The sequence below is a fragment of the Streptomyces sp. NPDC049687 genome (assembly GCF_044465285.1).
Taxonomy (GTDB): Bacteria; Actinomycetota; Actinomycetes; order Streptomycetales; family Streptomycetaceae; genus Streptomyces.
Genome location: NZ_JBITLN010000028.1, coordinates 21,806 through 43,462 on the forward strand (window position 1 = coordinate 21,806; position 21,657 = coordinate 43,462).

Annotated in this window: 18 protein-coding genes; 8 read left to right on the forward strand and 10 right to left on the reverse strand. The window is 71.3% G+C overall.

Going from position 1 to position 21,657, the window contains the following annotated elements; translation table 11 throughout:
* Positions 1-57: 57 nt before the first annotated feature.
* Positions 58-1,425 carry an L-serine ammonia-lyase gene (locus ACIBVL_RS42065; RefSeq protein WP_399106360.1) on the forward strand — a complete coding sequence of 456 codons (1,368 nt, stop codon included), beginning with the start codon at positions 58-60 and terminating at the stop codon, positions 1,423-1,425.
* Positions 1,426-1,579: 154 nt separating this feature from the next.
* Complete coding sequence (locus tag ACIBVL_RS42070; RefSeq protein WP_399106362.1) at positions 1,580-2,122, forward strand: MOSC domain-containing protein; 543 nt, start codon at positions 1,580-1,582, stop codon at positions 2,120-2,122.
* Here ACIBVL_RS42070 and ACIBVL_RS42075 read toward each other — a convergent pair whose 3' ends face one another.
* The 4 genes from ACIBVL_RS42075 to ACIBVL_RS42090 form a co-directional block, all read right to left on the reverse strand.
* Positions 2,123-2,944: an NADPH-dependent F420 reductase gene (locus ACIBVL_RS42075; RefSeq protein WP_399106364.1), complete on the reverse strand. Its 822-nt coding sequence runs from the start codon at positions 2,942-2,944 to the stop codon at positions 2,123-2,125. It lies immediately after the preceding gene.
* Between the two features lie 172 nt (positions 2,945-3,116).
* Positions 3,117-3,578 carry a hypothetical protein gene (locus ACIBVL_RS42080; protein ID WP_399106366.1) on the reverse strand — a complete coding sequence of 154 codons (462 nt, stop codon included), beginning with the start codon at positions 3,576-3,578 and terminating at the stop codon, positions 3,117-3,119.
* A gap of 93 nt (positions 3,579-3,671) precedes the next feature.
* Positions 3,672-3,884: an EF-hand domain-containing protein gene (locus ACIBVL_RS42085; protein WP_399106368.1), complete on the reverse strand. Its 213-nt coding sequence runs from the start codon at positions 3,882-3,884 to the stop codon at positions 3,672-3,674.
* Between the two features lie 58 nt (positions 3,885-3,942).
* A complete protein-coding gene (locus tag ACIBVL_RS42090; protein WP_399106370.1) occupies positions 3,943-4,854 on the reverse strand; it encodes a MerR family transcriptional regulator in 912 nt (303 codons plus the stop codon).
* 58 nt (positions 4,855-4,912) lie between these two features.
* On the opposite strand from ACIBVL_RS42090, the gene ACIBVL_RS42095 reads away from it, so the two are divergent.
* Positions 4,913-5,575, forward strand: coding sequence for a GNAT family N-acetyltransferase (locus ACIBVL_RS42095; RefSeq protein ID WP_399106372.1), 663 nt, complete (start codon positions 4,913-4,915; stop codon positions 5,573-5,575).
* On the opposite strand, the gene ACIBVL_RS42100 is transcribed toward ACIBVL_RS42095, so the two are convergent.
* Together ACIBVL_RS42100 and ACIBVL_RS42105 are read right to left on the reverse strand one after the other, a co-directional pair.
* Entirely contained in the window at positions 5,542-6,729 is a 1,188-nt protein-coding gene (locus ACIBVL_RS42100; protein ID WP_399106374.1) for a YncE family protein, read from the reverse strand. The genes ACIBVL_RS42095 and ACIBVL_RS42100 overlap by 34 nt on opposite strands.
* Complete coding sequence (locus ACIBVL_RS42105) at positions 6,729-7,604, reverse strand: polysaccharide deacetylase family protein (protein WP_399106376.1); 876 nt, start codon at positions 7,602-7,604, stop codon at positions 6,729-6,731. The genes ACIBVL_RS42100 and ACIBVL_RS42105 overlap by 1 nt, the downstream gene beginning before the upstream one ends.
* Before the next feature lie 213 nt (positions 7,605-7,817).
* Here ACIBVL_RS42105 and ACIBVL_RS42110 point away from each other — a divergent pair, with 213 nt between their 5' ends.
* On the forward strand, positions 7,818-8,750 hold the full coding sequence (locus tag ACIBVL_RS42110; protein WP_399106378.1) for a S1 family peptidase: 933 nt from the start codon (positions 7,818-7,820) through the stop codon (positions 8,748-8,750).
* 88 nt (positions 8,751-8,838) lie between these two features.
* Here ACIBVL_RS42110 and ACIBVL_RS42115 read toward each other — a convergent pair whose 3' ends face one another.
* The 4 genes from ACIBVL_RS42115 to ACIBVL_RS42130 form a co-directional block, all read right to left on the reverse strand.
* The gene (locus ACIBVL_RS42115; protein ID WP_399106408.1) at positions 8,839-9,447 is read right to left on the reverse strand and encodes an ATP-binding protein; all 609 of its coding nucleotides are present in this window, start codon (positions 9,445-9,447) and stop codon (positions 8,839-8,841) included.
* A 206-nt stretch (positions 9,448-9,653) separates the two neighbouring features.
* Positions 9,654-10,421, reverse strand: coding sequence for an enoyl-CoA hydratase/isomerase family protein (locus ACIBVL_RS42120; RefSeq protein ID WP_399106380.1), 768 nt, complete (start codon positions 10,419-10,421; stop codon positions 9,654-9,656).
* A gap of 75 nt (positions 10,422-10,496) precedes the next feature.
* Positions 10,497-11,744, reverse strand: a complete 1,248-nt coding sequence (locus tag ACIBVL_RS42125) for an Ig-like domain-containing protein (RefSeq protein WP_399106382.1) — start codon at positions 11,742-11,744, stop codon at positions 10,497-10,499.
* Between the two features lie 166 nt (positions 11,745-11,910).
* Positions 11,911-13,155, reverse strand: coding sequence for an Ig-like domain-containing protein (locus tag ACIBVL_RS42130; RefSeq protein WP_399106384.1), 1,245 nt, complete (start codon positions 13,153-13,155; stop codon positions 11,911-11,913).
* 153 nt (positions 13,156-13,308) lie between these two features.
* On the opposite strand from ACIBVL_RS42130, the gene glgX reads away from it, so the two are divergent.
* The 4 genes from glgX to ACIBVL_RS42150 all read left to right on the forward strand — a co-directional run bounded on the left by glgX (position 13,309) and on the right by ACIBVL_RS42150 (position 21,623).
* The gene (gene glgX, locus ACIBVL_RS42135) at positions 13,309-15,543 is read left to right on the forward strand and encodes a glycogen debranching protein GlgX (RefSeq protein WP_399106386.1); all 2,235 of its coding nucleotides are present in this window, start codon (positions 13,309-13,311) and stop codon (positions 15,541-15,543) included.
* A gap of 140 nt (positions 15,544-15,683) precedes the next feature.
* A complete protein-coding gene (locus ACIBVL_RS42140) occupies positions 15,684-17,462 on the forward strand; it encodes an ABC transporter ATP-binding protein (protein WP_399106388.1) in 1,779 nt (592 codons plus the stop codon).
* Positions 17,459-19,318: an ABC transporter ATP-binding protein gene (locus ACIBVL_RS42145; RefSeq protein WP_399106390.1), complete on the forward strand. Its 1,860-nt coding sequence runs from the start codon at positions 17,459-17,461 to the stop codon at positions 19,316-19,318. The genes ACIBVL_RS42140 and ACIBVL_RS42145 overlap by 4 nt, the downstream gene beginning before the upstream one ends.
* 262 nt (positions 19,319-19,580) lie before the next feature.
* Positions 19,581-21,623 (forward strand): M4 family metallopeptidase, encoded by a 2,043-nt coding sequence (locus ACIBVL_RS42150; RefSeq protein ID WP_399106392.1) that lies wholly within the window; start codon positions 19,581-19,583, stop codon positions 21,621-21,623.
* Positions 21,624-21,657: the final 34 nt, after the last annotated feature.

A 21,657-nucleotide genomic window follows, 5' to 3' on the forward strand; every position in this document is an offset into this window, starting at 1 on the left:
AACCCTTCTGCACCACCCGACGGACAGCGGCGTCCGCCGTAACCCTAGGAGTCTCCCGTGGCCATCTCGGTCTTCGACCTGTTCTCGATCGGCATCGGCCCGTCCAGCTCCCATACGGTCGGCCCGATGCGCGCGGCACGCATGTTCGCGCGGCGCCTGCGCAACGAGGGTCTGCTGGACGGCGTCGCCTCGGTCCGCTGCGAGCTGTACGGCTCGCTCGGCGCCACCGGCCACGGCCACGGCACCCCGAAGGCGGTTCTGCTGGGCCTGGAGGGCTCCTCGCCGCGCACGGTGGACGTGGAGACGGCGGACGACAGGGTGGAGCGGATCAAGGAATCGGGCCGCCTGAACCTGCTGGGCGGGCACGAGATCCCGTTCTCCTTCGACGACGACCTCGTCCTGCACCGCCGTAAGGCTCTCCCCTACCACGCCAACGGCATGACGGTCCTGGCCCACGACGCCTCGGGGTCGGAGCTGCTGTCGAAGACGTACTACTCGGTGGGCGGCGGCTTCGTCGTGGACGAGGACGCGGTGGGCGCGGACCGCATCAAGCTCGACGACACGGTCCTGAAGTACTCCTTCCGCACGGGCGACGAGCTGCTGCGTCTGACGAAGGAGACCGGTCTGTCGATCTCCTCCCTGATGCTGGAGAACGAGCGGGCCTGGCGCACTGAGGGCGAGATCCGCGAGGGCCTCCTCGAGATCTGGCAGGTGATGCGGGACTGTGTCTCCCGCGGCATGTCCCGCGAGGGCATCCTGCCGGGCGGCCTGCGCGTCCGCCGCCGCGCCGCCATGACGGCCCGCCAACTCCGGGCGGAGGGCGACCCGTTGGCGCACTCCATGGAGTGGATCACGCTGTACGCGATGGCGGTGAACGAGGAGAACGCGGCCGGCGGCCGGGTGGTGACGGCCCCTACGAACGGCGCGGCCGGCATCATCCCGGCGGTCCTGCACTACTACGTCAACTTCGTCCCCGGCGCGGACGAGGAGGGCGTCGTACGGTTCCTGCTGGCCGCCGGCGCGATCGGCATGCTCTTCAAGGAGAACGCCTCGATCTCCGGCGCCGAGGTCGGCTGCCAGGGCGAGGTCGGCTCCGCCTGCTCGATGGCGGCGGGCGCGCTGGCGGAGGTCCTGGGCGGCAGCCCCGAGCAGGTCGAGAACGCCGCCGAGATCGGCATGGAACACAACCTCGGCCTCACCTGCGACCCCGTCGGCGGCCTGGTCCAGATCCCCTGCATCGAACGCAACGGCATGGCCGCGGTCAAGGCGGTCACCGCCGCCCGCATGGCCATGCGCGGCGACGGCTCCCACAAGGTCTCCCTCGACAAGGTCATCAAGACGATGAAGGACACGGGCGCCGACATGAGCGTGAAGTACAAGGAGACGGCCCGGGGCGGGCTGGCGGTCAACATCATCGAGTGCTGAGGGAACGGACCCCTGGCGCCGGCTCCGGTGCCGCTGCCTGTCGGGGATGTCCCGGCGGCGGTGCGCACCGCGGTCCCTGTCCGACGGCACCGCCTCCCCGTAGGCTCCGACCTGCGGTTCGGGAGGAATCGCGGGGAGAGGGGAGTTGCTGAGGATGAGTGGGTCGGTCAGTGCTGTCAGCAGGAAGGGTACGTACTCCTTCACCAAGCCCAACCGGGACAGCATCACGCTGGTGGCGGGGCTCGGGGTGGAGGGGGACGTGCATGCCGGGGTGACGGTGAAGCATCGGTTCCGGATGGAGAGGGATCCGACGCAGCCGAATCTGCGGCAGGTGCACCTCATGCACGAGGAGTTGTTCGAGGAGCTGCGGGCGGCCGGGTTCGAGGTGGGGGCCGGGCAGCTCGGGGAGAACGTGACCACTCGGGGGCTGGATCTGCTGGGGCTGCCCGTGAGGGCGCGGCTGCGGCTGGGGGCGGACGCGGTGGTCGAGGTGACCGGGCTGCGCAATCCCTGCGCGCAGATCGACCGCTTCCGGAAGGGGCTGCTGAAGCAGGTCGTCGGGCGGGACGCGGACGGACGTCCGGTCTTCCGGTCCGGGATCATGAGCGTCGTACTGAGCGGGGGCGTGGTGCGGCCCGGGGATCCGATCACGGTCGAGCTGCCGGACGGGCCGCACCGGCCCCTGGAGGTCGTGTAGCTATCCCCGGAACGCCTCCGTGCGCTCCGGGCTCGCCTCCGCCAGGGCCTTGGTGACCTCGTCCACGCCGCCCCGCAGGCCGTAGACCGGGGTGCCGGGCTGCTGGCGCCAGGAGTCGTCGATGCCGCCCGCGTCGACGGTGTCGAAGCCGAGCTCGTCGATCAGGGCGCGGACCTTCGCCTTGGCCGCCTCGTCGTCCCCGGCCACCGGCAGGGCCATGCGGTCGGGCGCGCCGGCGGGGAGCGGGCGGTCCAGGATGTCCTGGGCGTAGGTGCCGTTGAAGGCCTTGATGACGGCGTGGCCGAGGTGGCGCTCGGTCCAGCGGCTCTCGGTGAGGCCCTCGTCCTCGATCGCCGCGACACGGCCGTCGCGCTGCTGCGGGTAGTAGTTGTTGGTGTCGATCACCGCCACGTCCCCGGCCGCCCCGTCGAGGACGCCGGAGGGCAGGCTCGGGATCGCCTTGAGCGGGATCGTGACGACGACGACCTCCGCGCCGCGGGCCGCCTCCTCGACGGTGACGGGTGTCGCGCCGGTCTCCTCGGCGAGTTCCGTCAGGGTCTCCGGTCCGCGTGAGTTCGCGACCGAGACCTCGTGGCCGAGGGCGGTGAGCCGCCGGGTGAGGTTGCCGCCGATGTTGCCCGCGCCGATGATGCCGATCTTCATGCCAGGGCCTTCCCGTCGTCGATGCGTCCATACGTGCACTCGGTTGGATGCATGTGCATGCATCTCGAGGGCGTCAACCCGGGTCAGCCGCCGGCTATTCCACGGCCCTCGCCCGGTGGCTCCCACGGGCGTGGTCCCGTACCGCGGTGCCACGCCCATAGCCCCTCGGCGTCCTCACTTGGGGCGTGTGTCCCGGGTGGGGCGGTTCATCGTGGCGTGGACCCGACCGACTGCCCGGGAGTTGCCGCGGGGGCCGCGGGCCGCCTCCCCGGTTCGGCGCGGCGGGCCCGGTCGGGAAGGGGGCCGCCGGGCCCACCGCGCACGCGGAGCGTCAGATCCGGCCGCCGGTGAGCCGGGTGATCGGGCCGTGGGTGTGACGGCCGGAGCGGCGGCCCGCCGCGTACGACGCGGCCGTCAGCACGGTCACGCCTGCGCCCACACCGGCGGCGATCAGCTTGCGGTGGGCGATCACCGTCCAGGCGGTCTTCGCCGTGGCGGCGACCTGCCCGGTGGCCGCCTTGGCCGTGGCCGCGACCTGGCCGGTCGTCGCCACCAGTGCCTGACGGCCGGCCTCGACGCCGCGGGCCGCACCGTGCGCCGCACCGCCGACCGTGTCGGCGGAACGCTCGGCCCCGGACTTGGCGGCCGACGCGGCGTCATCCGCCTTGTCCGCAGCACTCTTCGCGGCCCCTGCGACGGGGGCGGTCGCCTTGTCCGCCGCGCGCCGGGCCTTGGATGCGGTCGCACGCCTGGCGGCGTGCTCCTGTTTCGTCTCGGAGTTCGGTTCAGTCATGGACTTCGCTTTGCCCCTGACCCGGGTCGCAAACACGTTCGGTCGCATGACGTGCAGGAAAGGAGGGCGCCCCTCGCGGAACGCCCCCTCACCTCACTTGTTCAGGTATGCCCAGAACTCGTCGAAGGACAGGACCTTGTCCCCGTTGAGGTCACGGGTCCTGATGATGGCCTCGGCGACCGACTCGGTGACGTTCCAGTCGCCCTCCTGGGCCAGGGCGGTCTTGAACTCGCCGGCGGTGATGAAACCGTCCCCGTCCGTGTCGATGCGCTGGAAGTGCTTGCGTGCTTCTTCGATGTCGGCCACCGGTCCGCCCCTTTGTGTCGCGTTTATCTGTCGTGCTGGCGTAGTGCCGCAGGTCAGATTAACGGCCCGCGCGAGCGCGGAGTGCGGCGACCACCCAGGCGAAGTCCTCGGCGTGCGGAGGCGCCGCCTGCCGGTTGACGATCGCCAGCAGTTCGCGGTAGCGGGCGACGCGCTCGTTGAACCCGGCCGTCATGCGTTCCAGTACGGCGTTCCAGTCGGCGTCACCGAACAGTTCCCCCAGCACCTCCTCGGCCTCGGGCCCCTCGGGTGCGGTGCCGCGCTCCCGCGCCGGGCCCACCAGTTCCACCAGTCGCTTGGCGAACCACATGGCCTGACCGCGCGGAGCGTCCGGGCTCCGGTCGGCCGCGTTGAACTCGACGGCCCGCCGCATCTGTGCCCGGAAGTCGGGGTCCTGGAGCATCTCGGCCAACTCCACCCAGGCGTCGACCTGCTCGGGCGTCGGATCGTCGGCGAGATCGACGGCCGTGCGCCGCATCCGCTCCCGGATGTCCGGGTCGACGGTGTCGAGCCCGTGCAGCGCCTCCTCCACGAACTCCTCCATGATCCGCTGCCGTTCCGCCGCCGACAGCCGTGCCAGCTTGTTCATCAGGGTCGTCTCCTCCGCACTCGAGCCGCGTCGCGCCACGGTCGACAGCACCGCACGGATCACCCTCAGCGAGCGGATCTGCGCGTCCAGCGCGGACACGTGCGTCGCGGCCACCTCGGCGACCGTCCGCTCCCCCGCGAGCACCCCGCGTACGTCGGCCAGGCCGAGGCCCAGCTCGCGCAGCGTCCGGATCAGTTCCAGGCGGGCGGTGGAGTCGGCGTCGTAGAGCCGATAGCCGCCCGTGGAACGGGTCACGGGGGTCAGGACGCCCTCGTCGGACCAGTAGCGGATGGTGCGCACGGTCAGTCCGGTGGCGCGGGCCAGCTCTCCGATGGTGAGGAGTCCGGTGCCGTCGTCGATCATGTGTGTGAGTGTGGGCCTTCCAGTGGGTGGAGACTCAAGGAGTTCCAAGGGAGTACGGGTGGAGACGTTGCGGGACATTCTCGAGGCGGCCGCGCGGGGTGTCTTCCCGCCGGACGACGGCGGTACGACGGTCGTGCCGCAGATGTCCCGCCGCGACGCGGGGGTCCTCGCCTTCACCGCGCACTCGGTGGTCTTCACGGACGAGGACCCGGCGTGGGTGCGCGAGGAGCTGCGGCGCGTCGACTGCGATCCCCTGTCCGCCTCGATGAACCCGCGGTTCCTGTCGGCACTCATGGCACGCACGGGGCGTACCGCGGAGACGATCGACGCGGTGCTGGTGGGATCACCGCTGCCGGGCGTGCCGCCGGTGCGGCTGCGGGAGATCGAGGATCGGAGCCATCCCCGGGTCCGCTGTGCCGGCCGCCGCCGGGACGAGGTACGCGTGTGGGCGGCGGACGGCGGGGTGCTGGTGACGGGACGTGGGATCGGCGGGCGACTGGAGGTGTCGGTCGAGGTGGACGAGCCGGTACGGCACCGGGGACTCGGGCGGCTGCTGGTGACCGCCGCCCGGCAGCTGGCCACCGAACCGGTGTGGGCCCAGGTCGCCCCGGGGAACGCCCGCAGTGTGCGGGCGTTCCAGGCGGCGGGGTACCTGCCCGTGGGCGCGGAGATCCTGCTGACCGCCCGTCAGCGGAAGATGCCGGTGTGCCCCAGCGAGTAGCGGCCGGGCTGGGGGTAGACGGCGAGGCCGTGCGGGCCGCTGCCGACGGGGATGCGGGCGAGCTGCTTCCCGGTGCGGGTGTCGATGGCGTAGACCTCGGCGTCGTACCGCCCGGACAGCCACAGGACCTTGCCGTCGGCCGAGACCCCGCCCATGTCGGGGCTGCCGCCGTCGGGCAGGTTCCACTTCCTGGTGACCCTGTTCTTGGTGAAGTCGAAGACGGAGACGGTGCCCTCGCCGCGGTTGGAGACGTACATCTCGCGGGAGTCGCGGCTGACGTACAGCCCGTGGCAGCCCTTGCCGGTGCGCAGCAACCTCGGCTTGCCGAAGCTGTCGCCGTCCACGATCCACATCCCGTCGGCCATCATGTCCGCGACGTAGAACCGCTTGCCGTCGGGCGAGACCTTGACGTCCTGCGGCATGGCGCCCTCGAAGGGCAGTTTCCGCTGCCCGATCACCTTCATCTTCTCGGTGTCGACCTTCAGCAGTTCGCCGCTGAACTCGCAGGACACGATGAAGTACCTCCCGTCGAGAGAGAAGTCGGCGTGGTTGACGCCGTAACAGCCGACCGGCTCGGTCTTGATCCGCTTCATGGTGTGCGGGTCGCGGAAGACGAGTTCGCGGTCGAGGGAGGCCATGACGACGGCGTACTTGCCGTTGGGCGTGAAGTAGAGGTTGTACGGGTCGTGCACCTCGACGGCCTTGCCGGCCTTCCCCGTCCTGGGGTCGATGGGGGTGAGGGTGTGGCCGCGGTTGTTGTTGACCCACAGCGTCTTCATGTCCCAGGAGGGCACGACGTGCTGCGGCTGCCGCCCCACGTGGAGGGTCTCGATCACCTCGTACGTCTTCGGGTCGATGACGGAGACGGTGTCGGACTCGGTGTTGGGGACGTAGACCCGGGACGGGAAGTCCTTGACCACCGGGGAGAGCTTGTTCGGCCGGTCGGCGGCGTAGACGTCCTTCGGATCGAGGACGGGCGGCATGCCGGGCAGCCCGTCGACGGCCGGCCTCTTCTTCGCCGGATTCACCGGGGCGGGACCGGCGGCCTTGGTGGTGGCCCGCTCCGGGTCGCCCTGCGGCTGGGCGCCGCAGGCGGCGAGGGCGGTGAGCGCGGCAGTGGTGAGCAGGGCGCGGGTGAGGAGTGTGGGGTGCATCAACTGAGCAGCTCCGTGGTGGTGACCGCGCGCAGTCCGCGGTGGGCGAGTCCGTCCAGTACGGCGGGGAGCGCGGCGAGTGTGTCCGGGTATCCGAAGTGGAGGCTCACGACGGATCCGCCCCGGATCTCGCGGAGGACGGTGGCCGCGACGGCGGGGCCGCCGGGTGAGGTGAAGTCGAGGGAGTCGACGTCGTAGGAGAGGACGTGCGGGTAACCGGCGTCCCGGGCCAGCCGCTCCACGAGCGGGGAGGCACGGGCGGTACGGGAAGGACGGAACCAGGTCCCGACGGATCCGGTGAGCTTCTTCAGGCGGGCCGCGCACACGACGATCTCGCTCCTCGCCTCGGCCTCGCTCATGGCGTTGATGTCGAGGTGGCGGTGGGTGTGGTTGCCGAGGTCGTGGCCGCCGTCGAGGATGCGGCGGGCGAGACCGGGGTGTTGGTCGAGCCAGGTGCCCACGGCGAGGACGGTGACCCGCGCCCCGTGCCGCTCGGCCTCGGCGAGGAGGGCCTCGGCGAGGGCCGGTTCCCCCTGCCCGTGGAAGGTGAGGGCGACGCGGGGGCGGTCGCGGGGGCCGTGGGTGATCTGGGCCGGCTGTCCGGGGAAGGCTCGGGGGGTGGGGGCGGACAGGGGGCCCGCGGGGGCCTGGGAGGACTTGGGTGCGCGGCCGGCGCCCGGGGAGACGGCACCGGACGAACTCGCGGCGGAGCCGCGCGGGGGTCCGGAAGGGGAGCCGGGCGAGGAAACGCCGGGGGACGGGCCGGACGAACGCCCCGTGGAGGAGCCGGACGTGGAACACGCGGCGGCGAACGCGCCCCCGGCGACCAGTCCGGTACCCACCCGGAGCGCGGCACGGCGGTCGGTCGAAGTCACCCACACCATTTAAGGGGCAAATGGCAAGAAAAGGGGTCATTCGCTCGCGTGGCGGCGCAGAAGGAGTCCCCGGCGGGGTCCGGCTGCCGGGGCGTCACCCGGATGCGATGTCCGGGTCGCCCGGGGCCCGGGGCGCGGTTAGCGTCCGGAATGGATCACTGACCGGCCGTCCCGGCACTCTTGGCGCGCGGCCGCACCTTTCCGGAGGCCCGCATGAGGATCGGACGCTCGACGCCCCGCGGCGGCGCGACAGGACGCACCCGGCTGATCGCCCTGGCGTCGGGGCTGGCCGCCGTGGCCGCCACGGCGCTGACGGGAACGCCGGTCCACGCCGACCCCGGCGACCCCACCCCGGCCGCCTCCTACAGCGCCGCGCAGCTCGCCGAGGTCGCCGAGGTGATCGCGAGCGCCGGTGTGGCCGGCACCGCCTGGGCCGTGGACGGCGCGTCCGGCAGGGTGACCCTCGCCGCCGACAGCACCGTGTCCACCACCGCGGTCGACGCCATCAGGCAGCGGGCGGGCGGCGCGGCCGGCGCGCTCCACGTCGAGCGCCTGCCCGGCAGGCTCGCCCGGTACCTCTCCGGAGGGGACGGGGTGTACCTCAGCGGCCCCGCCGGGAAGTTCCAGTGCTCCGTCGGCTTCAACACCCGCGACACCAGCGGGAACCACTTCTTCCTCACGGCCGGACACTGCACCGACGGCGCCACCGACTGGTTCTCGGACGAGTTCTCCACGCACATCGGCACGACGGAGAACTCCCGCTACCCCGGCGACGACTTCGGGCTCGTCCGGTACGACAGCGAGGAGCCCGTCCCGCCCGGCAGGGCCGGCGCCCAGGACATCACGAGCGCGGGCACCCCTCTGACCGGCCAGAGCGCCTGCCGCCGCGGTGTCACCACCGGTGTCCACTGCGGGCAGATCACCGGCCTCAACTGGACCGTCAACTACGGGGACGGCTCCGTGTCCGGCATGATCCGCACCAACATCTGTGCCGACTTCGGCGACAGCGGCGGCCCGCTCTACGCCGGCAGTCAGGCGCTGGGCCTGACCTCCGGCGGCGCGGGCAACTGCGCCTCGCCCTCCGCCACGACGTTCTACCAGCCGGTGACCGAAGCCCTGGGCGCCTACGGGGTGAGCGTGTACTGAGCCCCGTCGCCTGCGCCGGGGACGGGACGGCCGTCGAGATCGCGTCCGCATTCCGGGAACCGGCTCCGGGGCCGCCGCCCACAGGGCGTCAACGGTCCGCCACCCGCATCTCGAACCACGTCGTCTTCCCGCGCGGCAGCAGGTCCACGCCCCAGCGGTCGGCGAGCTTGTCGACGAGGAAGAGGCCGCGGCCGCTGACGTCCATCTCCTGGACCGGCATCAGACAGGGCAGGCCGCGGGAGGGGTCACGGACCTCGACGCGGATCCAGCCGCGGCGGCGGCGCAGCCGGAGGCCGAAGACCCGGGCGCCGGTGTGGCGTACGGCGTTGCCGACGAGCTCGGAGACGAGGAGGACCGCGTCCTCGGTCATCTTGGGGGTCAGGCCCCACTGGCGCAGCACGACGACCTGGGTGAGGCGGCGGGCCGTGGCGGCCGACTCGGGGCGGGAGGGGAGCGGCACCTCACCCTCTGTCGGGTTGCCGAACAACTCCAGTGCCTTGAGCGCCCGTTCGTCCTCGACCGCAGGAGACCAGCGCGTCGCGGCCACGCGCCCCGGCCCCCGCGGCTGTTCGCCACCCTCCAGCCCCGCCATGCCCCCATCATGGCCGCCCCGAGGGTCCTCCGGGGCCGTTCCGCCGGAATACGCCCCCCGCGCGACCCCGGCCTGGGGGTTTCGCCTGGCATATGCCACAGGCAGTGCGGTGCCTCCCCCACCCCTGCCGACCTGCGACGACGGCCGACCCGAAGGCGATCGCCGGACTCCTCGACAAGGCGGACTTAAGGTCGCCTTAAGGTTCTCTTGAACCGCCCCATCGAGGGAACCGGATGAGACGCCTCGTCAATTGCAAGTGATTACGGTCATTTTCAGAGTGACCTGCGTCACAGCATTGAGGGTGTTTTCCCTCACAGGAACTTGGCCTTGCCCGGCCCCTCCTCGACGAAGCTCCGCATGCCGATCTCGCGGTCGGCGGTGGCGAACAGGCCCGCGAACCAGTTGCGTTCGACCGCGAGACCGGTGTCGATGTCCGTCTCCAGACCGGTGTCGATCGACTCCTTCGCCGCGCGCAGCGCGATCGCCGGACCCTGCGCGAGCTTCGCGGCCCACGCGTGCGCCTGCGTGTACACCTCGGCCGCCGGCACCACCCGGTCCACCAGGCCCAGCGTCAGCGCCTCGTCCGCCTTCACCATCCGGCCCGTGAAGATGAGGTCCTTCGCCTTGGAGGGGCCGACGAGACGGGAAAGGCGCTGGGTGCCGCCCGCGCCGGGGATCAGCCCGAGCAGGATCTCCGGCTGGCCGAGCTTCGCGTTGTCGGCGGCGATCCGGAAGTCCGCGCACAGCGCGAGCTCGCAGCCGCCGCCCAGTGCGTACCCGGTGACGGCCGCCACGACCGGCTTGGGGATCCGGGCCACCGCGGTGAAGGAGTCCTGCAGGGTGCGGGCGCGCAGGACCATCGCCGTGTGGTCCATGTCCTGCATCTCCTTGATGTCCGCGCCCGCCGCGAACACCTTCTCCCCGCCGTACACGACGACGGCGCGGACGTCGTCCCGGCGGCCCGCCTCCTCGGCCAGCTCCTTGAGCCGGTCCTGCGTGGCGACATTCAGGGCGTTCATGGGCGGGCGGTCGAGCCGGATGGTGCCGACGCCTTCGGCGACTTCGAGATGTACGGTCATGGCAGCAGGTTAACCACCATTAACGCCAACGGGCCCGGTGCCGTAGGTCACAGCACCGGGCCCGTCGTCGGTGGATCACTTCTTCCAGTCGGCCCAGGAGATGTTCCAGCCGTTGAGGCCGTTGGCCGGGTCGACCGTCGGGTCGGTGGAGTTCTTCACGACGACCACGTCACCGACCATCGAGTGGTTGAAGAACCACGCGGCCGGGGCGGAGCCGTCGTAGCCGCCGCGCACGTCCCGCAGGCCGATGCAGCCGTGGCTGGCGTTGTAGTTGCCGAAGGCGCCGCCGCCCCAGTAGTTGCCGTGCACGAAGGTGCCGGAGTTGGTCAGCCGCATGGCGTGCGGCACGTCCTTGATGTCGTACTCGCCGTCGTAGCCGACCGTGTCGCCGTTCATGCGGGTCACCGTGAACTTCTCACTGATGACCATCTGGCCGTTCCAGGTGGCGTAGCCGGGCTTGCCGGTGGTGACCGGGATGGTCTTGTAGAGCTTGCCGTCCCGCATGACCTTCATCGTGTGCTTCGCGGCGTCCACGATCGACACCTGGTCGCGCCCGATGGTGAAGGACACCGCCTTGGACTGCTTGCCGTAGACGCCCTTGCGGCCCTCGACGCCGTCGAGGTTCAGCTTCACGGTGACCTTGGTGCCGGCCTTCCAGTACTTCTCGGGCCGGAAGTCCAGACGGTCGTTGCCGAACCAGTGGCCCTCGACGTCGACGGCCGGCTCCGTCTTGATCTCGATGGCCTTCTCCACGTCGGCGGGCTTGGTGATGCCCCGGGTGAAGCGGACCGAGAACGGCATGCCGACACCGACGGTGGAGCCGTCCTCGGGCGTGAAGTTGCCGATGAAGGTGTTCTGCGGGCTCAGCGTGGTGAAGGAGGAGTCCTCGGCGGCCGTACGGCCCGCGGAGTCCTTCGCGACCGCGTGCACCTCGTACTTGGTGGACGCGGCCAGGTGCGTGGCGGGCGTCCAGCCCGCCCCGTCGGCCGATATCTCGCCGTCTATCTTCGCGCCCTTGGAGTCCTTGACGGAGACCTCGGTCAGCTTGCCCTTGCTGGCCGTGATCTTCAGGGCGCCGCTGGTGTCGACGTCCTTGGCCCCGGTCTTCGGGGCGATGGTGACGACCGCCTCCGACTGCTTGCTCTCGGCAGCGGCGGTGCTGCCCTTGCCCTTGTCCTTCCCGTCGGCCCCGGAGCCCGAGCCGCCGCCCCCACCGCACGCCGTGACGGCGAGCAGCGTCCCCCCGACGATCAGCGCCCACCGCTTGTCGCGGCCACGTGAGCGTCCGCCAACCGACGCCCCCCGTATCGGTCGCACGTTCAAAGTCGTTCTCCCCTCGCAAGGCCTGGTCAGGCCCCCACCCCAGCGCTCCCGCGCGATCACTGGCGCATATTAACCGCACGGTTTTGAGCTTCGTGTCAGGTCAATGTCACCGTTCCGTCGCAACTAGGACCGTGAGACCGCGGGGATGGTTGCGTCCGGGGAGAGATCAGTCGATGTCGCTCTCGGACGTCCACTCCTCCCAGCTCATGTTCCAGCCGCCGAGCCCGTTGTCCGGGGCGACTTCCTTGTCCTCGCTGTGGACGACCTCGACGACGTCCCCGATGAGCGAGCGGTCGAAGAACCAGCCCGCGGGCGTGTCCGAGCCGCCGCCCCTGGTGTCCCTCAGCCCCACGCAGCCGTGACTGACGTTCACGTTCCCGAAGACGTCCGCCTGCGCCCAGTAGTTGCCGTGCAGGAAGGTGCCGGAGTCGGTGAGCCGCATGGCGTGCGGCACGTCCGGGATGTCGTACTCGCCCTTGCCGTCCTTCTTCTTGAAGCCGACGGTGGCGCCGTTCATCCGGGTCAGTTCGAGCATCTCGGTGACGACCATCTTCCCGTTGTACGTCGTGGTCTTCGGCGCCCCGGCCGTGATGGGCACGGTGCCGATCAGCTCGTCCTCGCGCCACACCTTCATCGTGTGCTCCGCAGCGTCGACGAGGGAGACCTGGCTGCGGCCGACGGTGAAGGAGAACGTCTTGTACTGCAGCCCGTACACCCCGCGCGCCCCCTCCACGTCCCGCAGCCGCAGCGCCACCGTGACCTTGGTGCCGGGCTTCCAGTAGGTGCGGGGACGGAAGTCGAGCCGGGAGCCGCCGAACCAGTGCGGGCGGACCTCGACGGCCGGCTCGGCGGTGACCCGCACGGCTCGCTCGACGGCGGCCCGGTTCTCGATCTCCCGGCTGAAGTCCACGGAGACGATCATTCCGGTGCCCACGGTGGAGCGGTTCTCGGGGGTGACGTACCCGATGAAGCGCTCCCCGGGGACGTACGTGGTGAAGGTGGTGCGGCGGGCCGAGCGGTTGCCGTCGCCGTCCACGGCCACGACGTCGACCGTGTAGCGCGCCGCGAGCGCCAGCCGTGCGCCGTCCGGCTTCCAGCTCAGCCCGTCGGCGGAGATCCGGCCGGGCACCCTCGACTCCTGGGCGTCCTGCGACTTCACGACCTTCACCGACTCCAGCCGCCCGTCCGGCACCCGCACCCGCAGCCCGTCCTCGGGGCGCACGCCCTTCGTGCCGTCCTGCGGGGTCACCCTGATGACGTCCCTGGGGGCCGCCGGTTTGCCGAGCATCCGGTCGAGCCCGCCTCCGCCGTCGCCCGTGCAGCCCGCGGCCCCGGCCAGGAGTCCTGCCCATGTCACTACGGCGGCCACTGCGACGCTCGCGCGCCGTGCGCGCCCATGTACGTGCCTCACGAGGTACTGAACGACCGGGTGCGCTCCGGGGAAACGTGAGTACGAGACGCGCTCTGGGCAGAACAGGGGGAGGACGACAGCGCGGGGCGGCAGCGGCCGGGACGCCGTACACCCGCCCGTACGTCGTACCCACGAGCCGCAGGAGGCTGAACGGTGTCCAGCGCAGCCGAGCAGAAGGCGGTGGCGGAGGAACACGCCACGCCGGACACCCGCCTGAACGGGGTGTCCCAGAAGGTGCCCGGAGTACCCGTGCGCCCGGGCGCGCCCACGCCACTGGGAGCCCGCTTCCGGGTCGGCCCGGACGGGGTCGCGGGCACCAACTTCGCCCTGTGGGCGGGCGGGGCGGAGGCGGTCGAGCTGTGCCTGTTCGACGAGACGGGCCGGGAGACACGCGCCGCGCTGACGGAGCTGACGCACGAGATCTGGCACGGTTTCGTGCCCGGCGTGATGCCGGGGCAGCGCTACGGCTTCCGGGTGCACGGCCGCTGGGACCCGTGGACCGGGGGCCGCTGGAACCCGGCGAAGCTGCTCCTCGACCCGTACGCCCGCGCGGTCGACGGCGAGTTCGGCCTGCCGCCCGAGGTGTACGGACACGTCCGGGACTGGCCCCAGCAGCAGGTCGCGGACACCGTGCGCGACGAACGGGACTCGGCGCCGTACGTCCCGAAGGGCGTCGTGGTCCACGATGACGACGACTGGTCCGACGACCGCCGCCCGAAGACGCCCTGGGCGGACTCGGTCATCTACGAACTGCACGTCAAGGGCTTCACCCGGCTGCATCCCGGCATCCCGGAGGAGCTGCGCGGCACCTACGCCGGCCTCGCCCACCCGGCCGCGATCGAGCACCTGGTGCGACTGGGCGTCACGGCGGTGGAGCTGCTCCCCGTCCACCAGTTCGCGCACGAGGACCACCTGCTGCGCAGGGGGCTGCGCAACTACTGGGGCTACAACTCCATCGGCTACTTCGCCCCGCACGCCGGGTACGCCTCCTCCGGTACGACGGGACAGCAGGTCGGCGAGTTCAAGCGGATGGTGCGGGCGCTGCACGCGGCCGGGATCGAGGTCATCCTCGACGTGGTCTACAACCACACGGCGGAGGCCGGCGAACTGGGCCCGACGCTGTCCCTGAAGGGCATCGACAACCGCGGCTACTACCGGCTGCAGTCGGACGCCCGCCGCTACGCCGACTACACGGGCTGCGGAAACACCCTGCACGTGGTGCAGCCGCACGTGTTGCGGCTGATCACGGACTCGCTCCGTTACTGGGTGACGGAGATGGGAGTGGACGGCTTCCGCTTCGACCTGGCGGCCGCGCTGGCCCGCTCGATGCACGACGTCGACATGCTCTCCCCCTTCCTCGCGGTGATCGCGCAGGACCCGGTGCTGCGCCGGGTGAAGCTGATCGCGGAACCGTGGGACGTGGGCTCCGGCGGCTACCAGGTCGGGGCCTTCCCACCCCTGTGGACGGAGTGGAACGACCGCTACCGCAACGCCGTGCGCGACTTCTGGCGCCACGCGCTCCCGGACGTCCGGGAGATGGGGTACCGCCTGTCGGGCTCCAGCGACCTGTACGCGTGGGGCGGGCGCCGCCCGTACGCCTCGGTCAACTTCGTGACGGCCCACGACGGCTTCACCCTCCGCGACCTCGTGTCGTACGAACGCAAGCACAACGAGGCCAACGGCGAGGGCAACCGGGACGGCACGGACGACAACCGCGCGTGGAACTGCGGGACGGAGGGAGAGACGGACGACGAGCGGGTACGGGCGCTACGGCGCCGCCAGTTGCGCAATCTGCTCACCACCCTGCTGCTGTCGACCGGGGTCCCGATGCTGGTCGCGGGCGACGAGCTGGGCCGCACCCAGGGCGGCAACAACAACGCGTACTGCCAGGACAACGAGATCGGCTGGGTCGACTGGAGCCTGCTGCGGGAGCCGGGCTGGAAGGCCCTGTTCGACCTGACCTCCCGCCTGATCGCCCTGCGCCACCGCCATCCGGTCCTGCGCCGCCGCGCCTTCTTCTCCGGCCGCGCCCACTCGGCGGACGGGCTGCGGGACCTGGCCTGGTTCACGACCCGGGGCACGGAGATGACGGAGGGCGACTGGTACGCCCCCGCGGCCACCCTCGGCATGTACCTCTCCGGCAGGGACATCCCCGGCCGCGACGAACAGGGCGCCCCCATCACCGACGACAGCTTCCTCGCCGTCCTCCACGCCGGCGACCGCCCGGTGAGCTTCGTCCTGCCGGGGCCGCCGTGGGCGGAGCGGTACGAGGTGGTCGTCGACACCTCGCGTGAGCAGCAGGAGGCGGCACCGGGCGTGACGCACCGGGCGGGGGTGGAGGTGACCGTACCGCCTCGGGCCGTGGTGTTGCTGCGGGTGGTGGGGTGAGTCGCTGCCCCGGCTCTTCCGAAATTCACCCGGAAGGGGGTACGGACCCTCGAATGCGCAGGTCGTAGGACCAGCGACCGATGCCGGTCGGGCCGAAACCCGGTGGGCGTTGTCAGTGGCGATACGTAGGCTCGCTCCTGATGTCGACGACTCGTGCAACCACCAAGAACCGGTCCGCGGTGCGGACGTTGCTGCGCCTGTGGCCGTATGTGCGGCCGGTACGGCTGCGGCTGTTCAGTGCGGCGTTCGTGGCGGTCGTCGCCTCCTGTGTGGGGCTGGTGATTCCGCTCGTCCTGAAGTGGATGGTGGACGGGCCGGTCGCCGAGCGGGACCCGGCGGGGGTGTGGCTGGGTGCCCTGTACCTGCTGCTGCTCGGGCTTCTGGAGGCCGGGCTGTTCGGGCTTCGGCGGTGGCTGGTGGCGCGGCCGCTGTCGCATGTCGAGGCGGAGATGCGGGCGGAGCTGTACCGGCATCTGCAGCGGCTGCCGGTGGCCTTCCACGACCGGTGGGCCTCGGGGCAGCTGCTGTCCCGGGCGACCACCGACCTGATGCTGCTGCGGATGTTCCTCGCCTTCCCGCTGACGTTCCTGCTGGTCAACGGCGTGACGATTCTCGTCGGTGTCACCATCATGCTGCTCCAGGACTGGACGCTGGGGCTGGTGATCCTGGGTCCCGCCCTCCCGGTCATGGTGATGTGCGTGCTCTTCGAGAACCGGTACGCGGTCGTGGCGCGGCGCGCCCAGGACCAGGTCGGTGATCTGACGACGGTGGTCGAGGAGAGCGTGCTCGGCATCCGGATCATCAAGGGTTTCGGGCGGCACCGCAGTCAGGCGCGGGCCTTCCGTGAGCTGTCGGCGACGCTGCGCGGCACCGAGCTGCGCAAGGCCCGGCTGCTGGCGACGATCTGGGCCGTGATCGTGACCCTGCCGGAGGTGGCGATCGGGGCGGCGCTGGTGCTGGGCACCGTGCAGGTGGCGGACGGGGAGCTGTCCGCGGGCACGCTGGTCGCCTTCCTGTCGACGGCCCTCGCGCTGCGGTGGCCGGTCGACTCGATCGGGTTCCTGCTCGCGATGAGCCAGGAGGCGGCGACGGCGACCGAGCGGTACTTCGAGGTGATGGACGAGGAGCCGGAGAAGGACACCGCCGCCCGGGCGGACCGGACGGCCGGCGACGGACTCCGCTTCGAAGGCGTCGTCTTCCGCTACCCCGACGCCGACCCCGACACGCCCCCCACCCTCGACGGGGTCGACCTGCACATCCGGCCCGGGGAGTCGATGGCCCTGGTGGGGGCCACCGGCAGCGGGAAGACCACCCTCACCGCGCTCGTCCCCCGGCTGCACGAGGTGACCGCCGGCCGGATCACCCTCGACGGCGAGGACGTCACCGCGATGTCCCGCGAGGAACTGCGCGCCAAGGTCGCCGTCGCCTTCGAGGAGCCCACGCTCTTCTCGGCGAGTGTCGGGGAGAACGTGCTCATGGGCGCGGACGACGAGGCCGGGGCCACCGAACTGGAGCGGACGCTCGGTGTCGCGCAGGCCGAGTTCGTGCACGCGCTGCCGCAGGGAGTCGAGACCCAGGTCGGCGAGCAGGGGCTCAGTCTCTCGGGCGGTCAGCGGCAGCGGCTGGCGCTGGCCAGAGCCGTCGTGGGGCGACCGCGGTTCCTCGTGCTCGACGACCCGCTCTCCGCGCTGGACGTCCACACGGAGGCCGCCGTGGAGGCGGCGCTGCGCCAGGTCCTCGCCGACACGACCGCGCTGATCGTGGCCCACCGCCCGTCCACCGTGCTCCTCGCCGACCGCGTCGCCCTGCTCTCCGGCGGTCGCGTCACCGCCGTCGGCACCCATCAGGAACTACTGCGCGGCAACGCCGAGTACGCCCACCTCATGTCAGGAAACGGCCGCCAGGAGGACGACCGATGAGCGCCCCCACCACCTCCTCCCCCACCACCGAGGACCAACCTCAAGAGCTGCGTCCGCAGGCCGCCGACGACCCCTTCGACAAGGACGTCCTGCCCACCCCGCCCGGCGCCACGGGCACGCTGCTGCGTTCCCTGCTCGCCCCCATGAGGGCTCGCGTCGCCCTCACCACGCTCCTGCTGCTGCTCCAGCAGGCGGCCGTGCAGGCGGGCCCGCTGCTGGTGGCGTACGCCATCGACCGTGCCGTACCGGCCTTCCGGGACGGGGACAACGGGCCGCTGGCCGCGGTGGCCGTCGGCTATCTGGTGTGCGCGCTGGCCTCCGGCGGTCTGCAGTACGCGTTCCTGATCGCGGCCGCCCGGGTCAACCAGGACGTGCTGCTGGATCTGCGCGGCCGTATCTTCCGGCACGCGCAGGCCCTCAGCGTCGACTTCCACGAGCGCTACACCTCGGGCCGGCTCATCTCCCGCTCCACCACGGACGTGGAGTCCCTGCGCGAACTCCTCAACGAGGGCCTGCAGGAGCTGGTGACCGTCATCCTCTCCTTCCTGTACATCTCGGCGATGCTGCTCTGGCTGGACCTGGGGCTCGGCGCGGTCGCGGTGGCGTCCTTCGTGCCGCTGTACCAGCTCGTGCGGGTCTACCGGCGGCGCGCGGGGCGGGTGTTCACGGCGCGGTCCACGGCGATCGCGGCCGTGATCGTGAAGTTCGTGGAGACGATGAACGGCATCCGGCCGGTGCGCGCGTTCCGCCGCGAGGCCGTCAACGACGCCGACTTCCGGGTCCTGAACCGGCGGCACGAGCGGACGAACGGCGACGCGCTGCTGGAGATGGCCCGGTACGTCATCGGCTCGCGGTTCGTGGCCAACACGGCCGTCGCCCTGATCGTGCTGTGGGGCGCCTACCGGGTGGCGGGCGGCACGCTGGCGCTGGGTGTGCTGGCGGCGGCGGTGCTGTACCTGCGGCGGCTGTACGACCCGATCGACCGGCTCGGCATGTTCCTCAACTCGTACCAGTCGGCGGCGGCCTCGCTGGAGAAGATCGCCGGGCTGCTGGCCCAGACGCCGTCCGTGCCGGAACCGTCCACGCCCAGGGAACTGCCTGCCGTGCGGGGCGAACTCCCCGGCCGGGAGGTCGTCTTCGACGGCGTCTCCTTCGGCTACCGCACCGGAGGCGAGGTGCTGCCCCGCTTCGACCTCACGCTCCCTGCCGGGCAGACGGTCGCCGTCGTCGGCTCGACCGGCGCGGGCAAGTCGACGCTGGCCAAGCTGCTCGCCCGCTTCTACGACCCCTCGCGCGGGCGGGTGCTGCTCGACGGCGTCGATCTGCGCGACCTCGCCGTGCCCGAGCTGCGGCGCGGGGTGGTCATGGTGACGCAGGAGGCGTTCCTGTTCTCCGGCACGGTCGCCGAGAACATCGCCATCGGGCGGCCTGACGCGACGCGGGAGGAGATCGAGCGGGCGGCGAAGGCGATCGGCGCGCACGAGTTCATCAGCGCCCTGCCCGACGGCTACGACACCGACGTCCGCAAGCGCGGCGGCCGTATCTCCGCCGGACAGCGGCAACTGGTGGCGTTCGCACGGGCGCTGCTCGCCGATCCGGCGGTGCTGATCCTCGACGAGGCGACCAGCTCGCTGGACATCCCCGGGGAGCGGGCGGTGCAGGCGGCGATGGCGACGGTGCTGAAGGGCCGTACGGCGGTGGTGATCGCGCACCGGCTGTCCACCGTGGAGATCGCCGACCGGGTGCTGGTGATGGAGCACGGACGGATCGTCGAGGACGGCACTCCGGCCGACCTCGTCGCGGGCACCGGCCGCTTCTCGGACCTGCACCGGGCCTGGCGGGACAGCCTGGCCTGACAGGACCCGGCGGGTCGGTCCCGCCCACACCCCCTTCGTCCGTATACCGAACATGAACGCCCGGACAACGAACCGTTTCCGGCCAAGTTTCTGACGCGCTCCTGACAGACAGCGCAATCCACTGCCACTCTTCCCACTGCTACTTCACAGCAACCCCACAGCCACACCGTTCTGCGTACCGCCTTTGTCGTGCCCGGACGGCCCACCCGCCGCCCGGTCTCCCCAGGCCGCGTGATCCGCGGCCGCGCAGAAGGAGTCAGTGTTGAGAAGCAGTTCCTCTCGCAGACGCACCTCCCACACCCCGTACCGCAAGACCGCGGCCGTCGCCCTCGTCGGCGTCTCCGCGCTCATCGCCGCCGCCGTGCAGTCCGGCGCCGCGACCGCCGCCCCGAAGGGCACCCCCCAGGCCCGCCCCGGCGCCGAGTCGGTGCGCCTGACCCCCGCCCAGCGTGCCGCGCTGATACGCGAGGCGGACGCCGGCAAGGCGGCGACCGCCAAGGAGCTGGGCCTGGGCGCCAAGGAGGCGCTCGTCGTCCGTGACGTCGTCAAGGACGCGGACGGCACGCTGCACACCCGCTACGAGCGCACCTACGCCGGTCTGCCCGTCCTCGGCGGCGACCTCGTCGTCGAGACCGCCAAGTCGGGCGCCACCGAGGGCGTCACCAAGGCCACCCGGGCCGCCATCAAGGTCGCCTCGCTCACGCCCGCCGTCGCCGCGTCGAAGGCGGAGAAGCAGGCGCTGACCCTGGCGAAGGCCGACGGAGCCGAGAAGGCCGCCACCAACCGCGCGCCGCGCAAGGTGATCTGGGCGGCGAACGGCACTCCGGTGCTGGCGTACGAGACGGTCGTCGGCGGCCTCCAGGAGGACGGCACCCCGAACGAACTGCACGTCGTCACCGACGCGGCCACCGGCAAGAAGCTCTACGAGTACCAGGGCGTCGAGACCGGCACCGGCAACACCATGTACAGCGGCACGGTGACGCTGGGCACCACCCAGTCCGGGTCGACGTACAACCTGACCGACGGGGCGCGCGGCGGCCACAAGACGTACAACCTCAACCGGGGCACCTCCGGCACCGGCACGCTCTTCTCCGGCTCCGACGACGTCTGGGGCAACGGCGCCGCGTCCAACACGGAGACCGCGGGTGCCGACGCGCACTACGGCGCGGCACTGACCTGGGACTACTACAAGAACGTGCACGGCCGCAGCGGTATCCGGGGCGACGGCGTGGGCGCGTACTCGCGCGTGCACTACGGCAACGCGTACGTCAACGCCTTCTGGCAGGACAGCTGCTTCTGCATGACGTACGGCGACGGATCGGGCAACACCCACCCGCTGACCGCCATCGACGTGGCCGGCCACGAGATGACCCACGGCGTCACCGCGAACACGGCCGGGCTGAACTACTCGGGCGAGTCCGGGGGCCTGAACGAGGCGACCTCGGACATCTTCGGCACCTCGGTCGAGTTCTACGCGCAGAACTCCTCGGACGTCGGTGACTACCTCATCGGCGAGGAGATCGACATCAACGGCGACGGCACGCCGCTGCGCTACATGGACAAGCCGAGCAAGGACGGCGCGTCGAAGGACAGCTGGTACTCGGGCATCGGGTCCATCGACGTGCACTACTCGTCCGGTCCCGCGAACCACTTCTTCTACCTCCTCAGCGAGGGCAGCGGCACCAAGACGATCAACGGTGTCACCTACAACTCGTCCACGGCGGACGGCCTTCCGGTCACCGGCATCGGCCGGGACAAGGCGGAGAAGATCTGGTTCCGCGCGCTGACCACGAAGTTCACCACCACCACCAACTACGCGGCGGCCCGCACCGGCACGCTGGCGGCGGCCGGTGAGCTGTACGGCACCACCTCCGCCGAGTACAAGGCGGTGCAGGACGCGTGGGCGGGCGTCGCGGTCGGCTCGCGCTCGGACGGCGGCGGCGGCGGTGGCGGCGGCACCTCCTTCGAGAACACCGCCGACGTGTCGATTCCGGACAACGGCGCGGCGGTCACCTCCTCGGTCACCGTGTCCGGCCGGACCGGCAACGCGCCGTCCAACCTCCAGGTGGGCGTGGACATCGTGCACACCTACATCGGTGACCTCCAGGTGCAGCTGGTCGCCCCCGACGGCACGGCGTACACGCTGAAGGCGTACGGCACCGGCGGCAGCGCGGACAACATCAGCACCACGTACACGGTGAACGCCTCCTCCGAGGTGGCCAACGGCGTCTGGAAGCTGCGAGTCCAGGACAACGCGGCCCAGGACACCGGCTATATCAACAGCTGGAAGTTGACGTTCCCGTAAACCGGGCGAACCGCACCGAAGTCGCCGCCCCGGA

Bases quoted from the DNA above. Each gene is read 5' to 3' on its own strand.
- ACIBVL_RS42070 (WP_399106362.1), top strand. From the start codon at position 1,580: ATGAGTGGGTCGGTCAGTGCTGTCAGCAGGAAGGGTACGTACTCCTTC.
- ACIBVL_RS42075 (WP_399106364.1), bottom strand. From the start codon at position 2,944: ATGGGCGTGGCACCGCGGTACGGGACCACGCCCGTGGGAGCCACCGGG.
- ACIBVL_RS42080 (WP_399106366.1), bottom strand. From the start codon at position 3,578: ATGACTGAACCGAACTCCGAGACGAAACAGGAGCACGCCGCCAGGCGT.
- ACIBVL_RS42090 (WP_399106370.1), bottom strand. From the start codon at position 4,854: ATGATCGACGACGGCACCGGACTCCTCACCATCGGAGAGCTGGCCCGC.
- ACIBVL_RS42100 (WP_399106374.1), bottom strand. From the start codon at position 6,729: ATGCACCCCACACTCCTCACCCGCGCCCTGCTCACCACTGCCGCGCTC.
- ACIBVL_RS42110 (WP_399106378.1), top strand. From the start codon at position 7,818: ATGAGGATCGGACGCTCGACGCCCCGCGGCGGCGCGACAGGACGCACC.
- ACIBVL_RS42120 (WP_399106380.1), bottom strand. From the start codon at position 10,421: ATGACCGTACATCTCGAAGTCGCCGAAGGCGTCGGCACCATCCGGCTC.
- ACIBVL_RS42140 (WP_399106388.1), top strand. From the start codon at position 15,684: ATGTCGACGACTCGTGCAACCACCAAGAACCGGTCCGCGGTGCGGACG.
- ACIBVL_RS42145 (WP_399106390.1), top strand. From the start codon at position 17,459: ATGAGCGCCCCCACCACCTCCTCCCCCACCACCGAGGACCAACCTCAA.